10 protein-coding genes and 6 pseudogenes are annotated in these 22,936 nt (G+C 68.0%); 7 read left to right on the top strand and 9 right to left on the bottom strand.

The window, feature by feature from the left end:
* Nucleotides 1–156 precede the first annotated feature (156 nt).
* A complete protein-coding gene (locus ACRQ5J_RS19155; protein ID WP_432378931.1) occupies nt 157–1,341 on the top strand; it encodes an NnrS family protein in 1,185 nt (394 codons plus the stop codon).
* A 103-nt stretch (nt 1,342–1,444) separates the two neighbouring features.
* Nucleotides 1,445–1,951, top strand: coding sequence for a hypothetical protein (locus ACRQ5J_RS19150; protein WP_432378929.1), 507 nt, complete (start codon nt 1,445–1,447; stop codon nt 1,949–1,951).
* Between the two features lie 54 nt (nt 1,952–2,005).
* Here ACRQ5J_RS19150 and ACRQ5J_RS19145 read toward each other — a convergent pair whose 3' ends face one another.
* Both ACRQ5J_RS19145 and cadR read right to left on the bottom strand, forming a co-directional pair.
* A complete protein-coding gene (locus ACRQ5J_RS19145) occupies nt 2,006–3,142 on the bottom strand; it encodes a mechanosensitive ion channel family protein (RefSeq protein ID WP_432378927.1) in 1,137 nt (378 codons plus the stop codon).
* 88 nt (nt 3,143–3,230) lie between these two features.
* Nucleotides 3,231–3,638, bottom strand: coding sequence for a Cd(II)/Pb(II)-responsive transcriptional regulator (gene cadR, locus ACRQ5J_RS19140; RefSeq protein WP_432378926.1), 408 nt, complete (start codon nt 3,636–3,638; stop codon nt 3,231–3,233).
* A 60-nt stretch (nt 3,639–3,698) separates the two neighbouring features.
* On the opposite strand from cadR, the pseudogene ACRQ5J_RS19135 reads away from it, so the two are divergent.
* From ACRQ5J_RS19135 to ACRQ5J_RS19115, 5 genes and pseudogenes are all read left to right on the top strand, one after another.
* A pseudogene (locus tag ACRQ5J_RS19135) lies at nt 3,699–4,307 on the top strand (cation transporter).
* An 87-nt stretch (nt 4,308–4,394) separates the two neighbouring features.
* Nucleotides 4,395–6,713 carry a TIM-barrel domain-containing protein gene (locus ACRQ5J_RS19130; protein WP_432378924.1) on the top strand — a complete coding sequence of 773 codons (2,319 nt, stop codon included), beginning with the start codon at nt 4,395–4,397 and terminating at the stop codon, nt 6,711–6,713.
* Nucleotides 6,714–6,895: 182 nt separating this feature from the next.
* Complete coding sequence (locus tag ACRQ5J_RS19125; protein ID WP_432378922.1) at nt 6,896–8,410, top strand: ATP-binding protein; 1,515 nt, start codon at nt 6,896–6,898, stop codon at nt 8,408–8,410.
* Nucleotides 8,411–8,540: 130 nt separating this feature from the next.
* Nucleotides 8,541–9,503, top strand: a complete 963-nt coding sequence (locus ACRQ5J_RS19120) for a methyltransferase (RefSeq protein ID WP_432378921.1) — start codon at nt 8,541–8,543, stop codon at nt 9,501–9,503.
* 41 nt (nt 9,504–9,544) lie between these two features.
* Nucleotides 9,545–11,566, top strand: coding sequence for a Mur ligase family protein (locus ACRQ5J_RS19115; protein WP_432378919.1), 2,022 nt, complete (start codon nt 9,545–9,547; stop codon nt 11,564–11,566).
* Nucleotides 11,567–11,813: 247 nt separating this feature from the next.
* Here the strand turns inward: ACRQ5J_RS19115 and cphA are convergent.
* From cphA to ACRQ5J_RS19080, 7 genes and pseudogenes are all read right to left on the bottom strand, one after another.
* Nucleotides 11,814–14,303: pseudogene (gene cphA, locus ACRQ5J_RS19110) on the bottom strand (cyanophycin synthetase); the annotation flags it as partial.
* Nucleotides 14,290–15,135 (bottom strand): cyanophycinase, encoded by an 846-nt coding sequence (locus tag ACRQ5J_RS19105; protein ID WP_432378917.1) that lies wholly within the window; start codon nt 15,133–15,135, stop codon nt 14,290–14,292. The pseudogene cphA and the gene ACRQ5J_RS19105, both read right to left, overlap by 14 nt.
* 14 nt (nt 15,136–15,149) lie before the next feature.
* Nucleotides 15,150–16,574, bottom strand: a complete 1,425-nt coding sequence (locus ACRQ5J_RS19100) for an iron-containing redox enzyme family protein (protein WP_432378915.1) — start codon at nt 16,572–16,574, stop codon at nt 15,150–15,152.
* Nucleotides 16,575–16,692: 118 nt separating this feature from the next.
* Nucleotides 16,693–17,206, bottom strand: a pseudogene (locus ACRQ5J_RS19095) (ferritin-like domain-containing protein).
* A 70-nt stretch (nt 17,207–17,276) separates the two neighbouring features.
* Nucleotides 17,277–18,143: pseudogene (locus tag ACRQ5J_RS19090) on the bottom strand (manganese catalase family protein); the annotation flags it as partial.
* Nucleotides 18,144–18,413: 270 nt separating this feature from the next.
* Nucleotides 18,414–19,274, bottom strand: a pseudogene (gene galE / locus ACRQ5J_RS19085) (UDP-glucose 4-epimerase GalE); the annotation flags it as partial.
* Between the two features lie 523 nt (nt 19,275–19,797).
* A pseudogene (locus tag ACRQ5J_RS19080) lies at nt 19,798–21,306 on the bottom strand (NAD(P)-binding protein); the annotation flags it as partial.
* Nucleotides 21,307–22,936: the final 1,630 nt, after the last annotated feature.

The raw sequence follows: 22,936 nt of genomic DNA, 5'->3' as shown, positions 1-22,936 counted from the left end.
AATAGTGTCGTAACAGCGCTAGCCTAGCGCAGCACGCGCGCCGCCACGACAGCTAATTGCGAGTTTCTTGATCCAGGTTATGAATATCGGGCCTGCCTCTTCACCCGCGCGCGAACAGCGCACAAAATGAAGGTGCACATTGAGAGGAAACGAATCATGACACTGCTACGCATTGACGAACCAGCGGCCGCGAAAGCCGGCCATCCCTTGTGGCGCCTGGGCTTCCGTCCGTTCTACATGGTGGCGGCCATCTTCGCCGCGCTGGCGATTCCGTTGTGGATGGCGCAGTACCACGGCTGGCTGCCGCATGGCCTGAACGTCGGCTACATGTGGCACATCCACGAAATGGTGTTCGGCATGGCGGCGGCCGTGGTGGTGGGCTTCCTGTACACCGCAGGCTACAACTGGACCGGATTCTGGACGCCGGTGCGCGGCCATCTGGCCGCGCTGGTGGCGCTGTGGCTGGCCGGGCGCGTGGCGATGCTGGTGGCGCCGCCGCTGGCGGCCGCCGTCATCGACTGGCTGTTCCTGCCGTGCGCCGCCTGGCCGCTGTTCCGTGTGATGCAGAAGGCGAACAATAAGCGTAACTACTTCCTGGTTGGCCTGCTTGGCCTGATGGCGATCGCCAATGCGCTGTTCCACGCGATCGCGCTGGGCTGGCTGGCGGTGGCGCCAACGGCGCCGGTGCAGGCCGCGATCCTGGCGATTGTGATGATGGAAGCGGCCATCGGCACGCGCATCATCCCGATGTTCACGCGGAACGGCGCGCCGGGCACGACGCCGCTGGTGCAGCCCAAGGTGGACAAGGCCTCGCTCGGCCTGCTGGCGCTGTCGGCGCTGTGCTGGGTGGCGCAGGCGCCCAGCTGGCTGTTCGCGCCGGTGGCGCTGGCCGCCGCGGCGTTGGTGCTGGTGCGGCTGTATCGCTGGCAGGCCTTGCGCACGCTGTCGGTGCCGCTGCTGTGGATCATGCACCTGTCGTACGCGTGGATCGCCGCCGGCCTGGTGTTGCTGGTGCTGTTGCGCTGGAACCTGGTGAGCGCCAGCGCCGGCTTCCACGCGCTGACGGTAGGCTCGATGGCCGGCCTGATACTCGGCATGATTACCCGCACCACTCTGGGCCACACCGGCCGGCCGTTGAAGGCCGGTCCGGCCGAGCGAGCGATGTTCATCCTGATCCAGTTGAGCGCCTTCACCCGCGTGGCCTCGGCGCTGGGCTTCGATACGACGCAGGGTGCGGTGCTGATGGCCAGCGCCGGCTTGTGGACGGCGGCCTTCATCGCCTATGCCGTCGTCTACGTGCCGTATCTGTCAAGCGCGCGGGTCGACGGCAAGCCGGGTTGATTAAGGCCGATTCCCTCGGTTGCCGCTGCATTGTTCGCTAGCGCACAATCAGCCTTTGGCGAGCGTCCTACAATCAGCCGTCATCAATGAGAGGGAGTCAATAATGAAAAAAGTGATGCTGGCGTTCGGCGTGGTGCACGCGACGATCGCCCTGTTATTTACGGCCGGTGCGATCTTCCTGATTATCCTGGGTGCGCAACTGGGCTGGGAGGCGATCCATGCGGACACGGGCCTGGGCGCCGCGCAGGAGGTGATTGAGGCCATCGGCATCCTGGCCGCCGCCGTGGTGGCGCTGCAGATCGCCGAAACTATCGTCGAGGAAGAGGTGGTGCGCGATGCCGATATCAGCGCGCCGACGCGGGTGCGCCGGTTCTTGTCGCGCTTTTTCGTGGTGGTGGTGGTGGCCTTGGGGATCGAGGGCCTGGTTGCTACTTTCCATGCCGTGCACGATGATTTGAGCGAGTTGCTGTATGTCGCGGCGCTGGTTACCAGCGTTGGGGTGCTGCTGGCGGCTTGGGGCGTCTTCGTTCATCTTAACCGGTCAGCCGAGGAACTGGAGCCGGAAGCCATGCAGGAGGCGCAGGCCGAGGACGAGAAGCTTAAACCCTAACCCCGTCGTTCCCGCGCAGGCGGGAACTCATACTGAGTATCCGGTGCACGCGTTCTATGGATTCCCGCCTGCGCGGGAATGACGGGGGAGTGGTTGCGCGGGTGGCGCCGCTTCATTGGCCGCTTCCGCGCCTTGCTCGAACAGCAGGCGACGGGTAGGGGCGCTGGCGTCCACACCCAGTTCCGCGAACACCTCAAGAGCCCCCAGCAACACCGCCTGCTGGATATTCATGTATTTAAGGTAGGCCGAATCCAGCACATAAAACACCAGCTCGAACTCCAGCGCATCCTGTGTCACCGATTTGAGATGCACGCGGTCCGCGCGCACGTCCGGCTGGCGCCCGATCACGGCTATCAGCGCGTCCGGCACCCTGGCCGCCAGCGCCGCCGGCGTGGCGGGATTGATCTTCAGCGAGAGCTGCACACGCCGCGTCTGCATGCGCTTGTAATTGCGGACGGTATTCTTCAGCAGCTCGGCATTGCCGATGATGATTTGCTCGCCGCTGTCCGAGCGGATGCGGGTGGTCTTCAGCCCCACATGCTCCACCGTGCCGGAAGCGTTGGTGATGGCGATCGCGTCGCCCACCTCGAACGGCTTGTCGACCGCGATCGACAGCGAGGCAAACAGGTCGCCCAGTACATTCTGCACCGCCAGCGCCACCGCGATACCGCCGATGCCCAGGCTGGCCACCAGCGCGGTGACGTTGATGCCAAGATTGGACAGCGCCGCCAGCAGGAAGATAACCCAAATGGTGGTCTTCAGCGCCCACTCCATCAGCGTGTTGGCGACCGTGGTGGGCGAGTCGGGATGCTCCGCGTGATTGCGGAAATAACGCCGCGCGCCCAGCGTGGCCGCGCGGTCGAAGTACAGCACCAGCTGGAAACCGAGCACGATGAACCACAGGTGGCCCAGGCGCTCCTCCCACAGCGGCGGCAGTTCCAGCGTCTTCAGGCCGACCAGCAGCGCGACGGCGGCGATCGCCAGCACGCTGGTGCGGTTCAGGGTTTCCTTCAGCAGCTGCGCGACCGGGCGTTCGGTCTGGCCGGCGGCGTCGGCGCGGTGCAGGCGCTTGCCCAGCAGCCGCAGCAAGCCGAAGATGGCGAGAAAAGTGATGGCGGCGACAGCGCCGGCGATCAGCAGCTCGTCGAAATCCACTTGGTTGAACTGCGCGAGAAAACGTTGGATAAGCAAACCGGGCTCCTATTCAATATGCCGAGAGTGCCCCATGCTAGGCCGCCGCGCCGTCGCCCTCTGTTCGGTGCATCACGCCGCTACCGGATTACGCTTTCTGGTCGGAAATTCCCGCAAGGCAGTGCAGGATGGCGCAGTCGCGCGCCGCCCGGTCCTGGCCGCACAGGCCGCGGATGTCTTTCAGTTGCCGTTCCAGCGCGCGCAGTTCGGCGATGCGCCGGCCTACCTGCGTGATGTGCTGGTCCAGCATGGCGTTGACGGCGCCGCAGCGCTGGTCCGGCGCGTCGCGTACCGCGAGCAGGGCGCGGATTTCGTCGAGCGCCATGTCCAGCGAGCGGCAACGGCGGATGAATTGCAGCCGCTCCAGCTGCGGCTGGCCGTAGTGCCGGTAATTGCTGGCCGTGCGCGCCGGCTTGGGCAGCAGGCCGGCGCGCTCGTAATGGCGGATCGCCTCGACGGTGTAGCCGGTGCGGCCGGCCAGTTCTCCGATTCTCATCGCTTGACCTTGTAGTTACTTCAGGGTTTGTAATGGCGACTATACCTGAAAGGAGAAGCCATGTCTGGATGCTGCTGCGCCGCGCCCAAGCCGGCCGTTGATCGCCGCTACCGGCGCATATTGTGGATCGCACTGGTTCTCAATGCGCTGATGTTCTGCGTCGAACTGGCCGGCGGCGTGGGCGGCGACTCGGCCGCGCTGCTGGCAGACGCCGTCGACTTCCTCGGCGACGCCGGCAACTACGGCCTGTCGCTGATGGTGCTGGCCGCCGGCGCGGCGGCGCGCGCCCGCGTGGCGCTGGTCAAGGGCTGGACCATGGCCATCTACGGCGCCTTCGTGCTGGCCAAGGTGGCGTGAGACGTGGCCAGCGGCAGCGCGCCGCAGCCGCTGGTGATGGGCGCCATCGGCTTGCTGGCCCTGCTGGTCAACGGCGGCGTGGCGCTGCTGCTGTACGCCTACCGCGATGGCGACGCCAATATGCGCTCGGTGTGGCTGTGCAGCCGCAATGACGCCATCGGCAACGTGGCGGTGATGCTGGCGGCGCTGGGCGTGTTCGGCGCGGGCAGCGCCTGGCCCGACCTGGCCGTGGCGCTGGTGATGGGCGCGCTGGCCGTCAGCGCCGCGCGGCAGGTGATCGGGCAGGCGCGCAAGGAGTTGCAAAACTCATAAACGTAGTCCGATTTGGTGATTTTCGTAATTGCTTTGTTGAAAATGACGACGCAAAATGCTGCCACATCTCCATTTCAAGAGAGGCTTATGAGACAGCTCGCACACACGCCGGTATTCACCGCGCTCGCATCGATTTTCACGCTTTCCGCTTCCGCCTTCGCCGCGCCGATCGCCACGCTCGATCGCGACGGCGCCTTCGTCTCGGTCGAGGCCTATGGCCCGAACGTGGTCCACGTCACCATCGCCGTCGACAAGGAAGAGGTGCTGAAAGGCCCCGGCTACGGCATCCTGCCGAAAAACGCCGACAACAAGCCATTCCGCCACAGCGCCGGCAAGGACGGCGACGTGTTCACCTCGTCCGCGATGACCGTGCGCGTCAACCCGGCGCCGCCGCCGTCGGTGCCGACGCAGGGACAGAAGTACTTCGCGCCGTCGCTGGCGCCGGTTGGCCTGCAGGTGCTGAACGCCAGGGGCGAGCAGCTGGTCAGCATGACCGGCTGGGAGATGTCGCCGCAAACCGTCAACACCGAGAAGACTTTCCAGGTCGGCGCCTCGTTCTCCGTCGCGCGCGACGAGCACTACTACGGCATGGGCCAGAACCAGGAGTCGCTGGGCGCGCTGGACCTGCGCGGCCGCACGCTCGATTGCAAGCACTGGTACGACGCGCCGGCAGGCGAAAGCGTCTGCGTGCCGTTCATGGTGTCGTCCAAGGGCTATGGCATCGTCTGGGACAACCCGTCGGCCACGCGCTTCGTCGCCGGCATCAATGGCCGCACCGGTTTCCAGTCGAATGTGGGCGAGCGTGTCAGCTTCTTCATCATCACCGGTTCGACGCCGGAAGAAATCTACTCCGGCTACGCGCGCGTGACCGGCAAGACGCCGATTCCGCCGAAATCCGCCTTCGGCCTGATTCAGTCGAAAGCCCGCTACGACAGCCAGCAGGAGCTGATGCGCGTGGCCAGGACCTACCGCGAGAAGAAGTATCCGCTGGATATCATGGTGCTGGACTGGTTCTACTGGACCCGCATGGGCCAGATGGACATCGACCCGGCGCAGTTCCCCGACCCGAAAGGCATGAACAAGCAGCTGCACGACATGGGCATGGAGTCGATCATCTCGATCTGGCCGCGCTACGAAACTTCGGGCCGTTACTTCAATGAACTCGACAGCAAGGGCTATCTGCTCAAGGACAAGGACGGCAAGACCGTCGACGGCCTGCCGTTCCGCTCCGACCGCACCGGCGGCCTGATCGACGCCACCAACCCGGCCGCCCGCAAGTGGTTCTGGGAAAAGGCGCGCGACAACATCCTGTCGCAGGGCTTCGACTACCCGTGGCTGGACGAGACCGAGCCGGACCTGGTGCCGAGCGGCTTCTTCTACTCGATCGGTTCGGGCGACCGCTATCACAACCTGTTCCCGCTGCTGCACGTCGAAGGCGTGGCCGAGAACCTGCGCGCCTGGAAGCCGAACAAGCGCGTGCTGATCCTGTCGCGCGCCGCCTACCTGGGGTCGCAGCGCAGCGGCGCGCTGTTCTGGTCGTCGGACATCAAGCCGACCTGGGAAGCGCTGGCGCGCCAGGTGCCGTCCGGCCTGAACATGACAGCCTCCGGCATCGCCTACTGGGGCAACGACATCGGCGGCTGGCAGAAGCTGACGCAGGTGCAGTCGGACGTGCAGAACCCGCTGCTGGACCCGTCGGACGCCGTCAACGTGGTCGGCAACTACCGCGACTATCCGGAGCTGATGACGCGCTGGTTCCAGTACGGCACCTTCCTGCCGACCTTGCGCCTGCACGGCGACCGCAAGGAGGGCGAGATCTGGTCCTTCGGCAAGCAGGCGGAGGCGGTCATGGCGCGCTTCAACAAGCTGCGCTACGAGCTGATCCCGTACATCTACTCGCAGGCCAAGTACACCCACGACACCGGCGCGCCGTTCATGCGTCCGCTGTGGATGGACTTCGCCAGCGACCCGAACGTGGCCAACATCGGCACCCAATACATGTTCGGCCCAGCCTTCCTGGTGGCGCCGGTGACCGAGCAGGGCCAGACCACGAAGGATGTCTACCTGCCGGCTGGCGCCGACTGGTACAACTTCTGGACCAATGAGAAGCTGGCTGGCGGCCAATGGGTCAAGGTGGCTGCGCCGATCGAGCAGATGCCGCTGTTTGTCAGGGCCGGATCGATCGTGCCGGTCGGCGCGGAGATCCAGTCGACGGCGACCAGGCAGGCCATCGCCAGCATCAACGTGTATCCGGGCAAGAGCGGCGAGTTCCGCCTGTACGACGATGATGGCGTCAGCTACGACTACGAGAAGGGCAAGTCGACCGTCACCGTGCTGAAATGGGACGACGCGGCTGGCAAGCTCAGCGGCGGCGGCTCGGCCGCGGTCAAGGTCATCGGCAAGTAACCTCCACGTCATTCCCGCGCAGGCGGGAATCCATGCTGAATCTGAAATGCCAGCGGTCTATGGATTCCCGCGTACGCGGGAATGACGGCGCATATGTCCTGGACAAATGCGAGGCGCGCACGGTTCACCAGTTTTCCTTTTCTCTCAAGTAAAATTAATGCCAAAGAGCCAAAAGGATTACCATGCAGCCAAGTGTAGACGCGATTGAAGCAGAACGGTTCCGCCAGTTCATCATGGGCGTGACCGACTACGCGATCTACATGCTGTCGCCGCAGGGCGTGGTGGTCACCTGGAACGCCGGCGCCCAGCACTTCAAGGGCTATCATCCGGACGAGATCATCGGCCAGCACTTTTCCATGTTCTACACCGAAGAGGACCGCGCCGGCGGCCGTCCGGCCTACGCGCTGGACGTGGCGCGCAGCACCGGCAAGTTCGAGGACGAGGGCTGGCGCGTGCGCAAGGACGGCAGCCGCTTCTGGGCCAGCGTGGTGATCGACCCGATCCTCAATCCGGAAGGCGAGCTGCTGGGGTTCGCCAAGATCACGCGTGACATCACCGAGCGCCGCGTCGCCGCCGAACAGCTGGAAAAGGCGCGCGAGCAGCTGTTCCAGTCGCAAAAGCTGGAAGCCATCGGCAAGCTGACCGGCGGCATCGCGCACGACTTCAACAACCTGCTCAACGTCATCACGAACGGCCTGGAGCTGATGCGCCTGTCGCGCGATCCGGCCACCGTCAGCAAAGCCATCGACACCATGTCGCGCGCGGCCCAGCGCGGCGCCTCGCTGACGCAGCAACTGCTGGCCTTCGCCCGCCAGCAGCCGCTGCGCCAGGAGCCGCACGACGCCGGCCGCGTGATCCGCTCGTTCGAGGCCGTGCTGCGCCGGGCGCTGCCGGACGATATGCGTTTGCTGTTGCAACTGCAGGCGGACCTGCCGCAGGCCATGCTCGATCCGACCCAGTTCGAGTCGGCGCTGCTCAACCTGGTGGTCAACGCGCGCGACGCCATGGATGGCCGCGGCGAAGTGCTGCTCGACCTGGCCGCCGTCACGCTGGCCGACGGCGAGGTCGAGCGCCTGGCCGCCGGCCGCTACCTGCGGGTGCTGGTGCGCGACAGCGGCACGGGCATGACGCCCGAGACCATGGCGCGCGCGGTCGAGCCGTTCTTCACCACCAAGGAAATCGGCAAGGGCACCGGCCTCGGACTGAGCCAGGTGTACGGCCTGATGCAGCAATGCGGCGGCACGCTGACGCTGGAATCGCGCGTGGGCGAGGGCAGCACCGTGTCGCTCTACTTCCCGGCCGTGGCCGGCGACGGCGCGGGCGAGGAGGGCGCCATTGCGCGCGCCGAGAAGGTGTTGCTGGTGGACGACCAGCCGGACGTGCTGGAAACCGCCGTCAGCCTGTTCGACCACCTCGGCTACGAGGTGCTATCGGCCGACAACGGCGCGCAGGCGCTGGACACGCTGCGCCGCAATCCCGACATTGCCATCCTGTTCAGCGACGTGGTCATGCCGGGCATGAGTGGCGTCGACCTGGGCAAGGCGGCGCGCGCCGAATTCCCGCAGCTGAAAGTGGTGCTGGCGTCCGGCTTTGTGCAAACCGCGCTGCGCGAGGAAATGCCGGACATCGGGCAATTCGAGCTGATCGCCAAGCCCTACCGCCTGAGCGAACTGATCCGCACACTGAAGACGCTTTAAGACGCCATCCCCGGCGTGGTCGAGCGCGCCCGTCCAGGCTGGCGCTGGCTACTTTTATCGCGCTATGTGCGCCAGCGCACGTTACCTTTTCGTGGCGATGCGGCAGTATGGGTCTTTATCAGGAGCGCTTGTGACCACCAACGACTTTCCCCATCTGGCGCCAGTGCAGCAACAGGCATTGCTGGCGCTGGGCGCCGCCCTGCGCGCGCGCAAATACCAGTTCTCCACCGTCACGCCGGCCACGCAAGCCCGCGTGCTGGCGCGGCCGCTGGCGCCGCAAAACGCCACCTTGCGCGACATCTTCGGCTGGAGCCGTCCCTTCACCGCCGACGCGGTCGACGCCGAGCTGCTGGCCTGCATGCACGCCGCCGGCATCGTCGCCGAGCGCGACGGCCTGCTGCGCAGCAGCGTGCGCGTGTCGACGCTGGCCGGCGAGTGGCTGTTCCACTCGGCCTATCCGACCACCGAGGCCGACGCCGTGTTCTTCGGCCCGGACACGGCGCGCTTCGTGCGCGCCATGGAGCAGACGCCGGCGCCGGCGCGCGATCCGCTGCGGCGCATCGTCGATATCGGCTGCGGCAGCGGCATCGGCGCCATCACGCTGGCGCGCCGCTTCCCGCAGGCCGAGGTGCTGGCGGTGGACGTCAACGCCAGCGCGCTGGCGCTGGCCGACATCAATATCCGGCTGGCCGGCGTGGGCAATGCGTGCAGCCGCGGCAGCAACCTGCTGAACCAGCTCGACGGCGTGTTCGACCTGATCGTCGCCAATCCGCCGTACCTGCTGGACCCGGGCGAGCGCGCCTACCGCCACGGCGGCGGCGCGCTGGGCGCCGGCCTGTCGCTGCAGATCGTGCAGGCGGCCATCAACCGCCTGGCCGGCGGCGGCGCGCTGTGGCTGTACACCGGCGTTGCCATCGTCGACGGCGACGACGCCTTCCTGCGCCAGGCCACCGCGCTGCTGGACGAGGCGGGGCTGCGCTGGACCTACGAGGAAATCGATCCCGATGTCTTTGGCGAGGAACTGGAGACACCGGCCTATGCGGGCGTCGAGCGGATCGCCGCGGTGTGGCTGGTCGCCAGCAGGGACGTGTAACGATGCGCATTGTGCAGCAACGCCTGCTGAGAGGCGCAAATTTGTACAGCACTTCGCCATGCATCGTGGCGTTGATTGAATCGTCGCTGGCCGAAGCGGGGCCGCAGCTGGCCTACACCGCGCGCTTCCTGCAACAGGCTTGCGGCGAACCGGTGCAGTTCATGCACGCGGAAACCGTGGCCGGCGCGCCGGCGCAGTGGCGCGTGGTGGTGCAGTACCAGGTCGAGCACCTGGGGCAGGCCGCGCTGGCGGCCGCCGTCGGGCTGATCGCCGCCACCGAGCGCGGCGAGGCGCCCGACGTGCCGTCGGCCGTGCGCGCGCTGCGCGCACTGGCCGAATCGATGCAGCTGTCGCCGGCCGCGCTGGCGGTGGTGCGCGAGGCCGAGTCGCTGGGCATGCCGGTGCAGCGCGTCAGCGAGCATGGCGGCCTGCTGCGGCTGGGCTGGGGCGCCCGCCAGTGGCGCTACCTGGACGTCGCAGGCGACGACAACCGGCTGCTGAGCGCCACCTTGCTGCGCGAGCGCCAGCTGATGCGCTCCGTGCTGATCGAGGCGCAGCTGCCGGTGCCGAAGGAGGATTTCCGCAACCCGCAGCGGCAGCCGGGCGAGCGCCTGCGCGTGCAGGTGCTGGACGGCGTGGCGCAGCATGACGATGCGCAGGTGCGCAACCTGTGCGAGCGCGCCGCCGTCGCCCTCGGGCTGGCGCACGCGCAGGTCGACCTGCTGCCGCGCCGGCGCGGCCACGCCGTCGATGCGGTGCTGGCGGCGGTGGCGCCCAGCGGCGAGCAGCGCATGCTGGTGCAGCAACTGCGCGCGGCGCCGCAGCAGGGGCGGATTCCGGTCATCGGCATCACCGGCACCAATGGCAAGACCACCACCACGCTGATGATCGCCCATGCGGTGCGGCTGGCCGGCTACCGCACCGGCTGCGCCAGCACCCAGGGCGTGGTGGTCGATGGCGTGCATTTCGACGAAGGCGATTGCACCGGCTACTGGTCGCACCGCAGCGTGCTGGCGTCGCCGCGCACCGAGTTCGCGGTGCTGGAGACGGCGCGCGGCGGCCTGCTCAAGCGCGGGCTGGCGTATGACCGTTGCAGCGTCGGCGTCATGCTGAATGTCTCGGACGATCATCTGGGGCTGGACGGGGTGGACACGGTGGAGCAGCTGGCGCGCGTGAAGTCGCTGGTGGTGCAGGCGGCCGCCGTGGCGGTGCTGAACGCGGACGACGGCCATTGCGTGGCCGCGCGCGCGCGGCTGGCGGCGGACACGCGCGTGGTGTATTTCTCGATGAAGGCGGACAGCCCGGTCTTGCAGACGCACCTGGCGCAGGGCGGCGACGCCGTCTGGCTGGACAACGACGTTATCATGCTGAGCCAGCGCCAGGTGCGTCAGCGGCTGATGCCGGCCACGCATATCCCGGCCACCTGCGGCGGGCTGGCGCGCTACAACATCGCCAACAGCATGGCGGCGACGGCGGCCTTGATGGCGTGCGGCTTTACCGTGGCGCAGATCAGCGCCGGCTTGTCCAGCTTTGAGTCGGATGCGGCCACCAATCCCTTGCGCTCGAATGTGTTCGAGCTGGGGGCGATGCATATCGTGCTCGATTACGCGCATAACGCGGCCGCCTATGCGGCGCTGGCGACGCTGGCGCGTGGGCTGGCGCAAGGGCAGGGGCAGAGCAAGGCCACCGGCCAGGCGCCCGGCAGGGTGCTGGCAGTGGTGACCTCGCCGGGCGACCGGCGCGACGAGGATTTGACGCGCACCGGCGCTACCTGCGCGGCGCATTTCGATGAACTGTTTGTGTATGAGTCGCAGAGCCGTAGCCGCAAGCATGGCGAGGCGGCGGAGTTGATCGGCGCCGGGGCGCGGGCGGTGGGCGGCGCGGTGGTGCGCATGTATGGCGGCGACGCCGAGGCGGTGCAGGCGGCGTACCTGGCGTGCCAGCCGGGCGATGTGCTGGTGTTCGCCTGCGGCACCGAGGTGGCGACGCTGATCGAGGCGATTCGGGCGGTTGACGCGCCAGCGGCTGAGAAGCTGGCGCGGCAGGCATCCCCCGCCGCCTGACCGTCGTTCCCGCGCAGGCGGGAACCCATGCGACGTCGGCACGCAGGCGAAGCATGGATTCCCGCCTGCGCGGGAACGACGACGGATCAGGCCAGGGTGGCGTCGATGCGGGCGGCGCTGACCGGGTCCACCGGCCGCAGCGCATCGACCAGCTCCGACACCGACGACCCGCACGCATACACCAGCACATCCCCTCGCGGCATTGCGCCAGGCCGAGACGCAGCGCCTGCGCCGGATCGGCCTCCAGCAGCACGCCCGCCTTGCCGCCGCGCGCACCGAGCGCCGCCGCCTGCATCATGGCCGAACGCTCGCCGGCCGCACGGCCGCGATGCTCGCTGTCCCACTCATAAAACACCACCGTATCGAAGCCGCCGCCGCAAATCTGCCCGATCTGCTCGAAATCGCGCTCGCGGCGGTCGCCCGGCGACGTCACCACCGCCACCGTGCGGCCCGGCGTCATGGCGCGCGCGGTCGCGGCCAGCGCCTGGAAGGCCGCCGGATTGTGGGCGAAATCGACGATCACCCGCACGCCGTTGACGTCGTACAGGTTGGCGCGCATCGGATTGTGCCGCGCGTCCGACACAAAGCTGCGCAGTCCGGCCGCGATCGGATGCAGCCCCAGCTCCACCGCCATCAGCGCGGCGGCGGCGGCCAGGCCGTTGGCGACATTGTGCTGCGCGCAGCCGCCCAGCGTGGACGGCATGTCGCCGGCGTCGAGCAGGTGTTGCGGCTGGCCGTCGAAGCCGGTCATCTTCAGCGCGCCATTGTCCAGCCACGCGGCGCGGCCGCCGGCTTGCAGGTGCTGCACCAGCACCGGATGGCGGGCGTCGCAGCTGAAGTAAATGCGCTCCACCTGCTGATCCAGCGTAGCGCCGATGGCGACGCAGCGCGGGTCCTCCGCGTTCAGCACCACCGCGCGCGAGGCCGCTTGCGCCACCACCGCCTTGACCGACGACAGGTCGTCCAGCGTCTCCACGCCGTCCAGGCCCAGATGGTCCTCGCTGACGTTGAGCAGCACCGCGACGTCGCAGCGGTCGAACGCCAGGCCGCGTTTCAGGATGCCGCCGCGCGCCGTCTCCAATACGGCGAATTCCACCTCGGGCGCCGACAGCACGGTGCGCGCCGACCAGTAGCCGCTGCAATCGCCCTGCTTGACCTGCTGGCCGTGGATGTACACGCCCTCGCTGGTGGTGCAGCCGGTGCCGATGCCGGCCTGGCGCAGCACGTGCTCGATCATCAGCGTGGTGGTGGTCTTGCCGTTGGTGCCGGTGACGGCGACCACCGGAATGCGGCCGTCCTGCTGGCCGAACATCGATTCGACGATGGCCGCGCCGGCGTCGCGCGGCACGCCGGCGCTCGGGTATTCATGCATCCGGATGCCCGGCGCGGCGTTGATCTCGATAACCGCGCCATTGCGGCCGTCCAGCGGCACGGCGATGTCCTCGCATACCAGGTCGATGCCGGCCACGTCCAGGCCGATCTTGCGCACGGCGCGCACGCACATGGCCAGCGTTTCCGCCGGCAGGCGGTCGGTCACGTCTTCCGCCGTGCCGCCGCTGGAGAGGTTGGCGTTGCCGCGCATCAGCACCCGGCGGCCCGCTGCCGGCACGCTGTCGAAGTCCAGGCCTTGCGCGGCCAGCGTGGTTTCGGCATGGCCGTCGAGCGGAATGCGGGTCAGGATGTTGGTGTGGCCCTCGCCGCGCGCCGGGTTGCGGTTTTCCTGTTCCACCAGCTGGCGCACGGTCGAGGCGCCGTCGCCCACCACGGCGGCCGGGCGGCGCAGGGCGGCCGCCACCACGCGCTCGCCGGCCACCAGGATGCGGTAGTCGTCGCCGGGAATATAGCGTTCGACGATGATGGTGCGGCCATGCTCGCGCGCGCGCTCGAACGCCAGTTGCACCTCGTCCGGGTTGCCGCAGCGGGTGGTGACGCCTCGGCCATGGTTGCCGTCCAGCGGCTTGACCGTGACCAGGCCGCCCAGTTCGCGGGCGGCGCGCTGCGCCTGTTCCAGCGAGCGCACGCTGACGCCTTCCGGCACCGGCACGCCGGCTTCCTGCAACAGCGCCTTGGTCAGCTGCTTGTCGCAGGCGATGCCGACGGCGATATGGCCGGTGTCGCCGGTGATGGTCGCCTGCAGGCGTTTTTGCTGCGCTCCCCAGCCCAGCAGGAACATATTGGCGTCCTCGGTGAGGCGCTGGTAGGGGATGCCCTGGCGGATGGCGGCGCGCAGGATGGCGCCGGTGCTGGTGCCGATGGCGTGGCGCTCGGCGGTGTCCTTCAGCGCGGCGACGCCGTTTTCCAGCTGCTGCGCCAGTCCTGGCTCGCCGCTGGCCAGGCCGCGCACCAGCGACAGCGCCAGGTCGCAGGCGTCGATGGCGACGTGTTCCGACTCGTACGAGCACACCACGCGGTACTGGCCCGGCGCGTCCGCCACTTCATGCGTGCGGCCGGTGTAGGTCGGCGTGCCGGCCAGGCACTGCAGCGCTATGGTGACGTGTTCGACCACGTGGGCCAGGTTGGCGCCGCTGTTCAGCGCCTGCACGAAACCGCCGTACTGGCCCACCGAGCAGCGGTGGTCGTACAGCGACGGCAGCAGTTCCAGGAGGCGTGCGTTGAAGCCCGCGATGCGGTCGGTGGTGTGGTCGCGCAGGTCTTCCAGATCGATAACGCTCAGCAGGCAAGGCTGCTGCGAATACAGATTCGGACCACGTAACACGTGTTGTTTAACGATGATCATGCTCTTGATTCCTGTTGGTGATGTATTGAATGAAGTCTGCCAGCGCGCCCGCTTCTTCGGGGCTGGCGAAACGGGAGCCGGACGGCAGCAGGTGCAGGCGCACGTCCAGCATTTCAGGGACGGCGCCGGCGCGCACGTCGGCGATATTGGTGCGGGCGTGGCGGCAGTCGACCACGGTGACGGTGCCGTCGCCGACCACCTCGACGCCGTTGTCGCGCACCACCAGCGCGGTGTCCTCGTCAATCCCCGCGCCTATCAGGAACGGGCTTTGCGCCAGCACGCTGAGCAGGCGGTTGAGCCGGTGGCGCTGCGAGAAGTGCTGGTCGATGATGACGCTGCGGATGAAGCCCAGCCCCGCGCCCAGCCGCACCGCGCCTTTTTCCGGCGCCAGCTCGGCCTTGCCCTCGGCCAGCATGTGGGTGCACAGGCCGGAGGCGCCGGCGCTGGTGCCGGCCACGCAGGCGCCGTGTTCGCGCCAGGCCTGGCGCATCGCGCGCTCCACCGGCGTGCCGCCGAGGAAGGCCATCAGGCGTTTCTGGTCGCCGCCGGTCATGAAGATGCCGCGCGCCTGCGCCATGCGCGCGGCCAGCGTTTCATCCTCGGCTTCCGCGCGGCTGGTGATGCGAACGTGCTCGAACTGCGGCACGCCCAGCTCGTCGAAAGCCTTGCGGTACATTTCCCAGACGTCGTCCGGCACCGTGCTGGCGGCTGTGATGACCATGACCGGCTGTTGCGTGGCGCCGGCCAGTTCCAGGAATTTTTGCAGCACATCCTTGCTGCCGGTGCGGTCTTCATTGCCGCCGATAATCATCAAACTGCCGCTGTCGCTCATGGTGCCTCAGTGCTTTAGTTAATCAGCTGGCGGTACAGACGGGTCGCCATCAGGCCCAGCGGGCGATGATGCTGGTCCGGCGTCATCAGCCCTTGCAACAGCTGCATCGCGGCCTGCTTGCTGCCCAGCGTGGCGATCTGCTGTTCCAGGTCGCGCAGCGGGCTGGTGTTGCCGTCGTCCTTGTGATGGCGCACGATGCCGCGCGGCGCCGCCGGACGCTGGCTGTGGTGCATGCCGAGCGCGTCGAGCGCGCGCTGGCGGGCGCGGAAGCTCGGCACGCGCGGCTGCGTGGCCGGGCCGCCCGGCGGCGTCGCCAGCCAGTCGCGCAGCACCTGCTGCTCATAGGCGCTGAACACGCCGAACATCTCGGCGCGCTCGCTCTGGATCAGGCGCCAGAAGCGGCTCTGCTCAGGCGGCTGGCCGCGTTGCAGCCAGCCGGCCTGTTCCAGCTCGGCCAGCATGGCGGGAATCTGCTCGGGGTCGCTGAGCCATTCATTGATGCTGCGGCCGCCGAGGCGGCAGTAGTTGGAGTGCATATTGCAGCCGGCGTGGCTTTTGGCGGCCATGATGTCGACCAGTTCGGCCTGCAGGTCGAAGCTGCCGATCACCGAGGTGGTGCAGGCGCCCAGGTCGTTCAGGCGGTAGCCGTCGCGCACCCGTTGCCAGAAGGTGGCGCTGTCGCCGCAGCGCGGCAGCAGTTGCAGCAGCGCCTGCACGGCTTTCTGCGCGTGGCCGGTGCTGCCGTTGTCGACCGTGATGTGCAGGGTGAAGTAATACGGATCGATGCCCAGCTCGTTCAGCTCGTAGGCGGTGATCAGCAGGTGCAGCGGCAGTTGCTCGTAGCCGAGGTTGTAGCCGATGATTTCCGGCAGGAACCTTTCGGCGTCATAGGCCAGCGCCAGCTGGATCGCGCCCTGCTCGAAGTTGGTGTCCGGCAGCTGCTGCCAGTCCTCGCACTCGTGGGCGGCCAGCAGTTTTTTGTACAGCAGCACGTGGTTTTTCTCCGGCACGCCGTCGCCCAGCTCTTCCAGATAGGTCTGGATCAGCGGGCGGAAGTCCGGGTCGTCCCAGCGCGCCAGCAGGCCGTGCAGCCAGGCGCCGTCGACCAGCTTGGTCGGGGCGACGTGGCGCAGGAAGTACAGCGCATGCGCCTGGTTGCTGAAATAGCGGCGCGGCGCGCCTTCCTTGCGCGCTTGCAGATAGGCCTGGTATTCCATGCCGACCGTGAAGGCGCGGCTGGCCACCCAGGGCGTCAGCTGCTCCGGGTCGGACGGCAGCTCGTCGCGCAGCTGGCGCGCGGCCTGCAGCCGCTGGCCGAGGAAGGCGCGGGCCTGTTCCAGTCCGTGCTGGTCCGGCGGGCCCGCGCTGAGCGCGCGATACATGGCGGCGGCGCTGGTGTCGGCGACGAGGGCGGGTTCGGCATACGCTAGTTGTAGCATAGGGTTCTCGATAGAAATAGTGAAGGTGGCGTTTCATGATTATCAATGGCGCCACCAGTGCCCCACATCGGTGCAGCTCTTGTGTGCGTGTAAGAGTAGGCCGACACAGCAGGGCTGCCTATTTTTTAGCCTCCAGCCCGGGCGCGGCGGCGCGCTGCAGGAAACGGGCGGTGATGGCCGGCAGGCGGTCGAGCAGCCAGCTCGCCATCGCCCGTTCCTGCGCCAGGATGTGCTGGCAGATGGCGCGGGTGTCGACATCCCCGGCCTGGTCGGCGGCGGCGATCAGCACCGTGTAGCTGGCGATCTCCATCTGCTCGAACACATAGCCGGCCATCGCGCCCTTGACCGCCTCGTCGCTGGTCAGCATGCCGCTCATGCCCTGGCCGAAAGGCCATCAGCTTGGCGCCGAGGTCCTTGACGGTGGACGGGCTGCTGCCCCGCCGGCTCAGGCAGTTCTCCAGCTAGGCGCGCTGCCAGCGGGTTTCGTCAGGGTGCGCGACGATGCGCTGGCGCAGGTCTGGGTAGTGTTCCAGCCGGCTGGCCTGCGATTCCAGCATGGCCTCGGCCTGCTGCTCCATCGCGTGGGCGTCGCGCAGCCAGTCGACCAGGTGCGCGCTGGCGGCGCTGCTCATGACAGCACTCCTTGCTGGCGCTCACGGGGGCGGGCTGGCCGGTGGCGCCCTGGCCGACGCTTTGGCCGACGCTTTGGCCGAGTTCGGCGCCGGTGAGCGGATTGGCGTCGGGGTCGGACATGGTGCGGGCGGCCATCTGGTCGAGCAGGCTGGCTTCCGCGGTGCTGAGGCCGACCGAGGCCGAGCCGTCGCCGCCGTCGACGGCGCTCTGCGCGTCGCGCTCGCTGACGGTCTGCCAGTCGCCGCCGTCATTCCACGAGCCGCGCACCTCGGGGCCGCCCTGCGACATGTCGAAGTAGACGCTGCTGAATTCCGGCCGGCCCTGGCTTTTCCCGGGCGGGAAGTTGGGCTGGATCGCGTACAGCGCCTTCTCGAACGACTTCTGGTGGGCGATTTCGCGCGTCATCAGGAAGCCCAGCGCTTCCTTGACGCCGGGATCGTCGGTCAGGTTGATCAGCCGTTCGTAGACGATCTTGGCGCGCGCCTCGGCGGCGATGTTGGAGCGCAGGTCGGCGGTCGGCTCGCCGATGGTGTCGATGTAGGCGGCGGTCCACGGCACGCCGGCCGAGTTGACCAGCGGCGCGCCGGCGCCGTACAGCACTTGCGTCAGGTGGCTGTCGTTGCCGGCGCCGGTGATCGAGCGATACAGTTCGCCTTCCTCCTCGACGCCCTCGGCCAGCCGGCCCTTGGCGCCCTTGTTGAGCATGACGACGATGTTGCCGATCACTTCCAGGTGGCTCAGCTCCTCGGTGGCGATATCGAACAGCATGTCCTTGCGGCCCGGATCATCCTCGGCCAGCGCCTGGGTGAAGTAGCGGCACGCGGCCGCCAGCTCGCCCTGCGGGCCGCCGAATTGTTCCAGCATCAGGTTGGCCAGGCCGGGGTTGGTCTCGCTGACGCGGACCGTGTACTGCAAGCGTTTGTTGTGAGCGAACATGATTTCTCCTTGGTGAGTGGAGTAACCATCGTAGGCCCGCTGCGGGACGCCGCGTATCAGCAGGAATCGGCCCTGCCTGTAAGACAGGGCCGTCAGTGGACAACCAGATTTTAAAGCAGAGCTTAACCAATCAGGCGGCGCGGCGGTCCTTGCGGCGGCGCTCCTGGTCGGTCGGCGCCGGTACGGCGCGCAGCGGCGGCGGCGCCGGATGCAGCTTTGCTCCCAGGCCCAGGCGTGGGCGATGATGGCGTCGAGGTCGGCGTAGCGCGGTTGCCAGCCGAGTTCGCTGCGCGCGCGTGTGGCGTCGGCCACCAGCCGCGCCGGGTCGCCGTCGCGGCGCGGCCCGCTGGCCACCGGGATGCGCCGTCCCGTCACGCGCTCGGCGGCGGCGATGACGTCGCGGATCGAATAGCCGTTGCCGTTGCCGAGGTTGTAGCGGGCGCTCGGCGCGCCGCCGGCCAGCGCCTGCAAGGCCAGCAGGTGGGCGTCGCACAGGTCCTGCACATGGATGTAGTCGCGCAGGCAGGTGCCGTCCGGCGTGGCGTAGTCCTCGCCATGGATGGTGATCTGCGCGCGCCGGCCCGACGCCGCTTGCAGCACCACCGGGATCAGGTGCGTTTCGGGCTCGTGGCATTCGCCCAGCTCGTTGTCGGGATCGGCGCCGGCGGCGTTGAAGTAGCGCAGGCAGATGCTGCGCAGGTCGTAAGCGCGCCCGAAGTCGTCCAGCATCTGCTCCACCATCAGCTTGGACTGGCCGTAGGGATTGATCGGCGCGGCAGGGTGCCGCTCGTCGATCGGCACGTAGCGCGGATCGCCGAAGATCGCGGCGGTGGACGAGAAGATGAACTGGCCGACGCCGTGGCGCACCATCATTTCCAGCAGCGCCAGCGTGTTGCTGACGTTGTTCTCGTAGTAGCGCGCCGGATGCTGCACCGATTCGCCGACCTGGATGAAGCTGGCGAAGTGCATCACCGCGCGCACCGGGTAGGCCTGGAACAGCACGTCCAGCGCGCCCTGGTCGTGCAGGTCGGCGACGATCAGCGGCGCCTCGCCGACCGCCTCGCGCCGTCCTTGCGACAGGTTGTCCAGCACCACCGGCTGATAGCCGGCTTGCCGCAGCCGCTTGACCATGTGCGAGCCGACGTAGCCGGCGCCGCCGACCACCAGGATATGTGTCTGCATGGCCGGCTCCTTCATGATTCGGCCCGCCGGCCGGCCGGGGCGCCTGCGGCGTCGCGCACGCGCCCGGCGGCTTTTTACCGGCCAGGAAGGCGTGGTCCGAGTTGTAGTATTCCCATTCGCTGTAGCGGCCGGACAGGATGATGTCGTGCTGCTCCATCCAGGCGCGCACGGTGGCGACGTTGCGGGCGCGCGCGTGGTCGTAGACCACGTAGGCGTAGGGCATGTCGACCTGGTTGGCGGCGACGATGACGTCGTCGGCGCGGATGAAGCCGACCTTGACGCAGTCGTCGATGCAGCGCTGGATCAGCGCCGCGCCGTCGACCGGCAGCGGCTTCCACGGCGAGTAGGAAATCTCGCAGGTGAAGCCGAAACCGCCCGGCGCGTTGCATTCCGGGCTGGCGTTGCCCTGGACGAAGATGCGGTGGAAGATGCTGTCCTCCGGGTAGTAGATCCAGTGCTTGTCGGTTACATCGGTGCGGTTGACGCCGAGATTGACGCAGCGGATCGACACATGGTGGAGTCCTTCGGCAGCGGCGCGCACCCCGGCCGGCGCGGCCTGGCCGCACAGCCGCGCCAGTTCCGGCAGCGGCATGGTGCTGATCAGTTGCGTGTAGCGCAGGCGGCGGCCGTCGGCCAGCACCACCGTGTGCTCGTGCGGCAGCACCTTGACCACGTTGGCGTTCAGCTCGACCTTGCCGCGGATGTGCGGCAGGAAGCCGTTCATCAGCGCCTGGAAGCCGCCGCGTTTCGGGTAGCCGAAGCGGGCGTTCGGCCCCATCGGCTTGGCCACCGGTTCCAGCGCGCCCTCGATGATCTGGTCGAGGTCCGGCAGCGGTACGCGCCCGCCCAGCCACGAGGTTTCCATGTCCTTCAGCGGCACGGTCCAGATCTTCTTGTTGTAGGGGATGGCGAAGTGGCGGGCGATGCCCTTGCCCCACACGCGGTAGATGAAGTCCTCGAAGTTCTCGCTGCGCGCGGCTGCCGCGCCGGCCGCGCTGTTGGCGACATCGGCGGTGCCGTCGGCGCAGCAATCGTCCACCGTGCCCGGCGCGCAACTGGCGCCGGCCAGGCCGTAGCGCGACTCGATGGCGCCGCTGATGCACTCCTTGATCACCTGCGGCGGCAGGCCGTACAGCGCGCCCTGGAACGGGTAGCGCGTGTACACCTGCTTGCTGTAGACCCAGGCCTCGCGCATCTGCCAGTGCTGGTTGTCGCCGAGCAGGATGTCGTACAGCTTGAGCACATATGGATCGTTGGAGAACATGATGTGGCCGGCGTAGTCGAAGGTGAAGCCGTTGTCGCGGATCGAGCGGCACCAGCCGCCGACGCTGGCGTTACGCTCCAGCAGCACGGTGTCGGCCCCCAGGTGGTAGGCGGCCGACAGCCCGGTCGGCCCGCCGCCGATGATGATGCAGCCGGCGGCGCCGGCCCGCGGCATGGCGTTGACGTTGGCGCGGTCGGCCGGGCTGTCGCTGGTGGCGTGGCCGGCCTGCGGCGCCGGCGCCAGGCCGGCGGCCGCGCGCCCACCGGGCGGTGTGCGTTCGATCAGCGCCTTCATGTGCGCGGCCGTGGCTTCCCACGAGGTGCGCTCGACCACTGCGCGCAGCCGTTGCGCCAGCGCCGCCCGCTGCGCCTCGCTTAGTCGCAGCGCCGCCTCGCAATGGGCGATGAATTCGGCGTGGTCATGGCCTATGGCGACGATGTCGCCATAGGGCTGCTCGACGTCGGTGATCGCGGTGCTGACCGACGGCAGCTCGGCCGCCATGTATTCCAGCACCTTGGTCGGGCTGATGTAGCGGGTCGATTCATTGAGCGCGAACGGCAGCAGGCACACGTCCCAGCCGGCCAGGAACTGCGGCAGCACCTGGTACGATTGCTGGCCGAGGTAGTGGATGTTCTGCCGCTGCGGCAGCGCCGCCGGGTCGATCTTGACCACCGGCCCGACCAGCACCAGCTGCCATTCCGGATGGGCGTCGGCCATCGCGGCGATCAGGCCGGTGTCGAAGCGCTCGTCGATCACGCCGTAATAGCCGAGGCGCGGGTGGGGGATGTCGTTGTGCAGCGGATGGCCGTTGCTGCGGTCCAGCGCCTGCTGGAAGTGCACCGCGTCGACGCTGCTGGCAAAGCAGTGCGCATTGTCGTGGCGGTGGCGCTTGGCCTCGTACAGGCTGGGGCCGCCGGTGAACACGAGGTCGGCGATCTTCAACAGCGCCGCCTCGCGCTGCAGCAGCTGCTTGGGCGCATTCTTGAACGCCGCCAGCTCGTCCATGCAATCGTAGACCACCACGCCGGCGTTGGACGGCAGCAGCGGCAGCGCCATTGGCGTGTAGAACCACACCAGCGGCTGTTGGTCGATGCCGGGCAGTTCGCCGAGCAGCGATTGCAACACCGGTAGCTGGTCGTCATGGAAGCCGGCGGCGCGCACCGGCGTGTGCGGCCGGTACACCGCCAGGTTCGGCGCCGGATTCAAGGTTTCCCAGTAGGCCGCGCCGTCCGTGTACACCGGCTCTTCGACCACCACCACGTGGTAGTGCTGGGCCAGGCGCGACAGCAGGTGCTGCGGACGCTGGTAGACGAAATCCCACCGCAGGTGGCAAAACACGATCATGGTTTGCATAGCGCTCTCCCTTGTTGTTTCTGATTGCCGCGCCACCGGTTGATGGCACAGATGGTTGGTCAGGCGGATCGCCTGATGCAGCGCGGTGGCGTACGCCGGCACCGGCAGCCGCGCCAATGGCGGCGTGCTGTGCAGGTCGACCTCCCACAGTCCGCTCTTATGCCAATGGTCGGCATGATCCCAGTCGGGGCGGTCGATGGCCGGATACAGGCAGATGCCGCGCACGTCGGCTCCCAGCTGCACCGCCAGCGCCGCCTGTTCGGCGATCTGGCGCATCCAGATGCCGCGCCCGCTGCCGACGTGGCTGGTTTCCGCCACCAGCAGCGGGCGCTGGTAGCGTTGCTGCAATGTCAGCAGCGCGCGGTGCAGCGGCATCCGGCGCGGATCGTCGAGGTGCCACCACAGCCGCAGGTTGGTGCCGCTCTCCCACTGGTTGCTGTGGTAGAAGTTGCCGCCGATGATGTCGAGGTAGCGCGCGGCGCCGCCCAGTTCCGGCTCGCGCCGGCCGCACAGCATGTCCCAGGCGTCGAACTGCGACGCGCTCCAGCCGGCCGCCTGGCCGCTCCAGTCGGGCCGGCCCGGCGGGGCGATCACATGGATCAGCGGATCGCATTGCAGGATGCGCGCGCCCGGCGTGATGCGCCAGATGGCGTCGCAGCCGGCCAGCGTGGCGCGCACCAGCTGGCGCTTGCCTTCCGTGGCCGCGCGCGGGTCGTGCATGTTGTTGCACTTGAACATGTGCACCGACAGGCCCCAGCTCTGGAACGAGATTTCGTTGATCGGTGAATACACCGGCGAGGCGCCGGCCCACGGCGCCAGATAGGCCGCCAGCGCGCTGCAATAGCGCACGAAGCGCGGCACAAACTGGGCGCCGTAGATGTCGAGGTCGTCCGGCCAGCCGTAGTGGCAGAAGGTCCAGCAGATCTGCATGTCCAGCTCGCGCGCGGCGCGCAGCCTGCTGTCGAGCACGGAAAAATCGAAGCGGCCGTCGCGC

Origin of the sequence: Duganella sp. P38 (assembly GCF_050859475.1) — a bacterium.
Lineage (GTDB): Bacteria > Pseudomonadota > Gammaproteobacteria > Burkholderiales > Burkholderiaceae_D > Rugamonas.
Note: the sequence above shows the minus strand (reverse complement) of the source record. Positions and strands in the feature narration are given on the sequence as shown.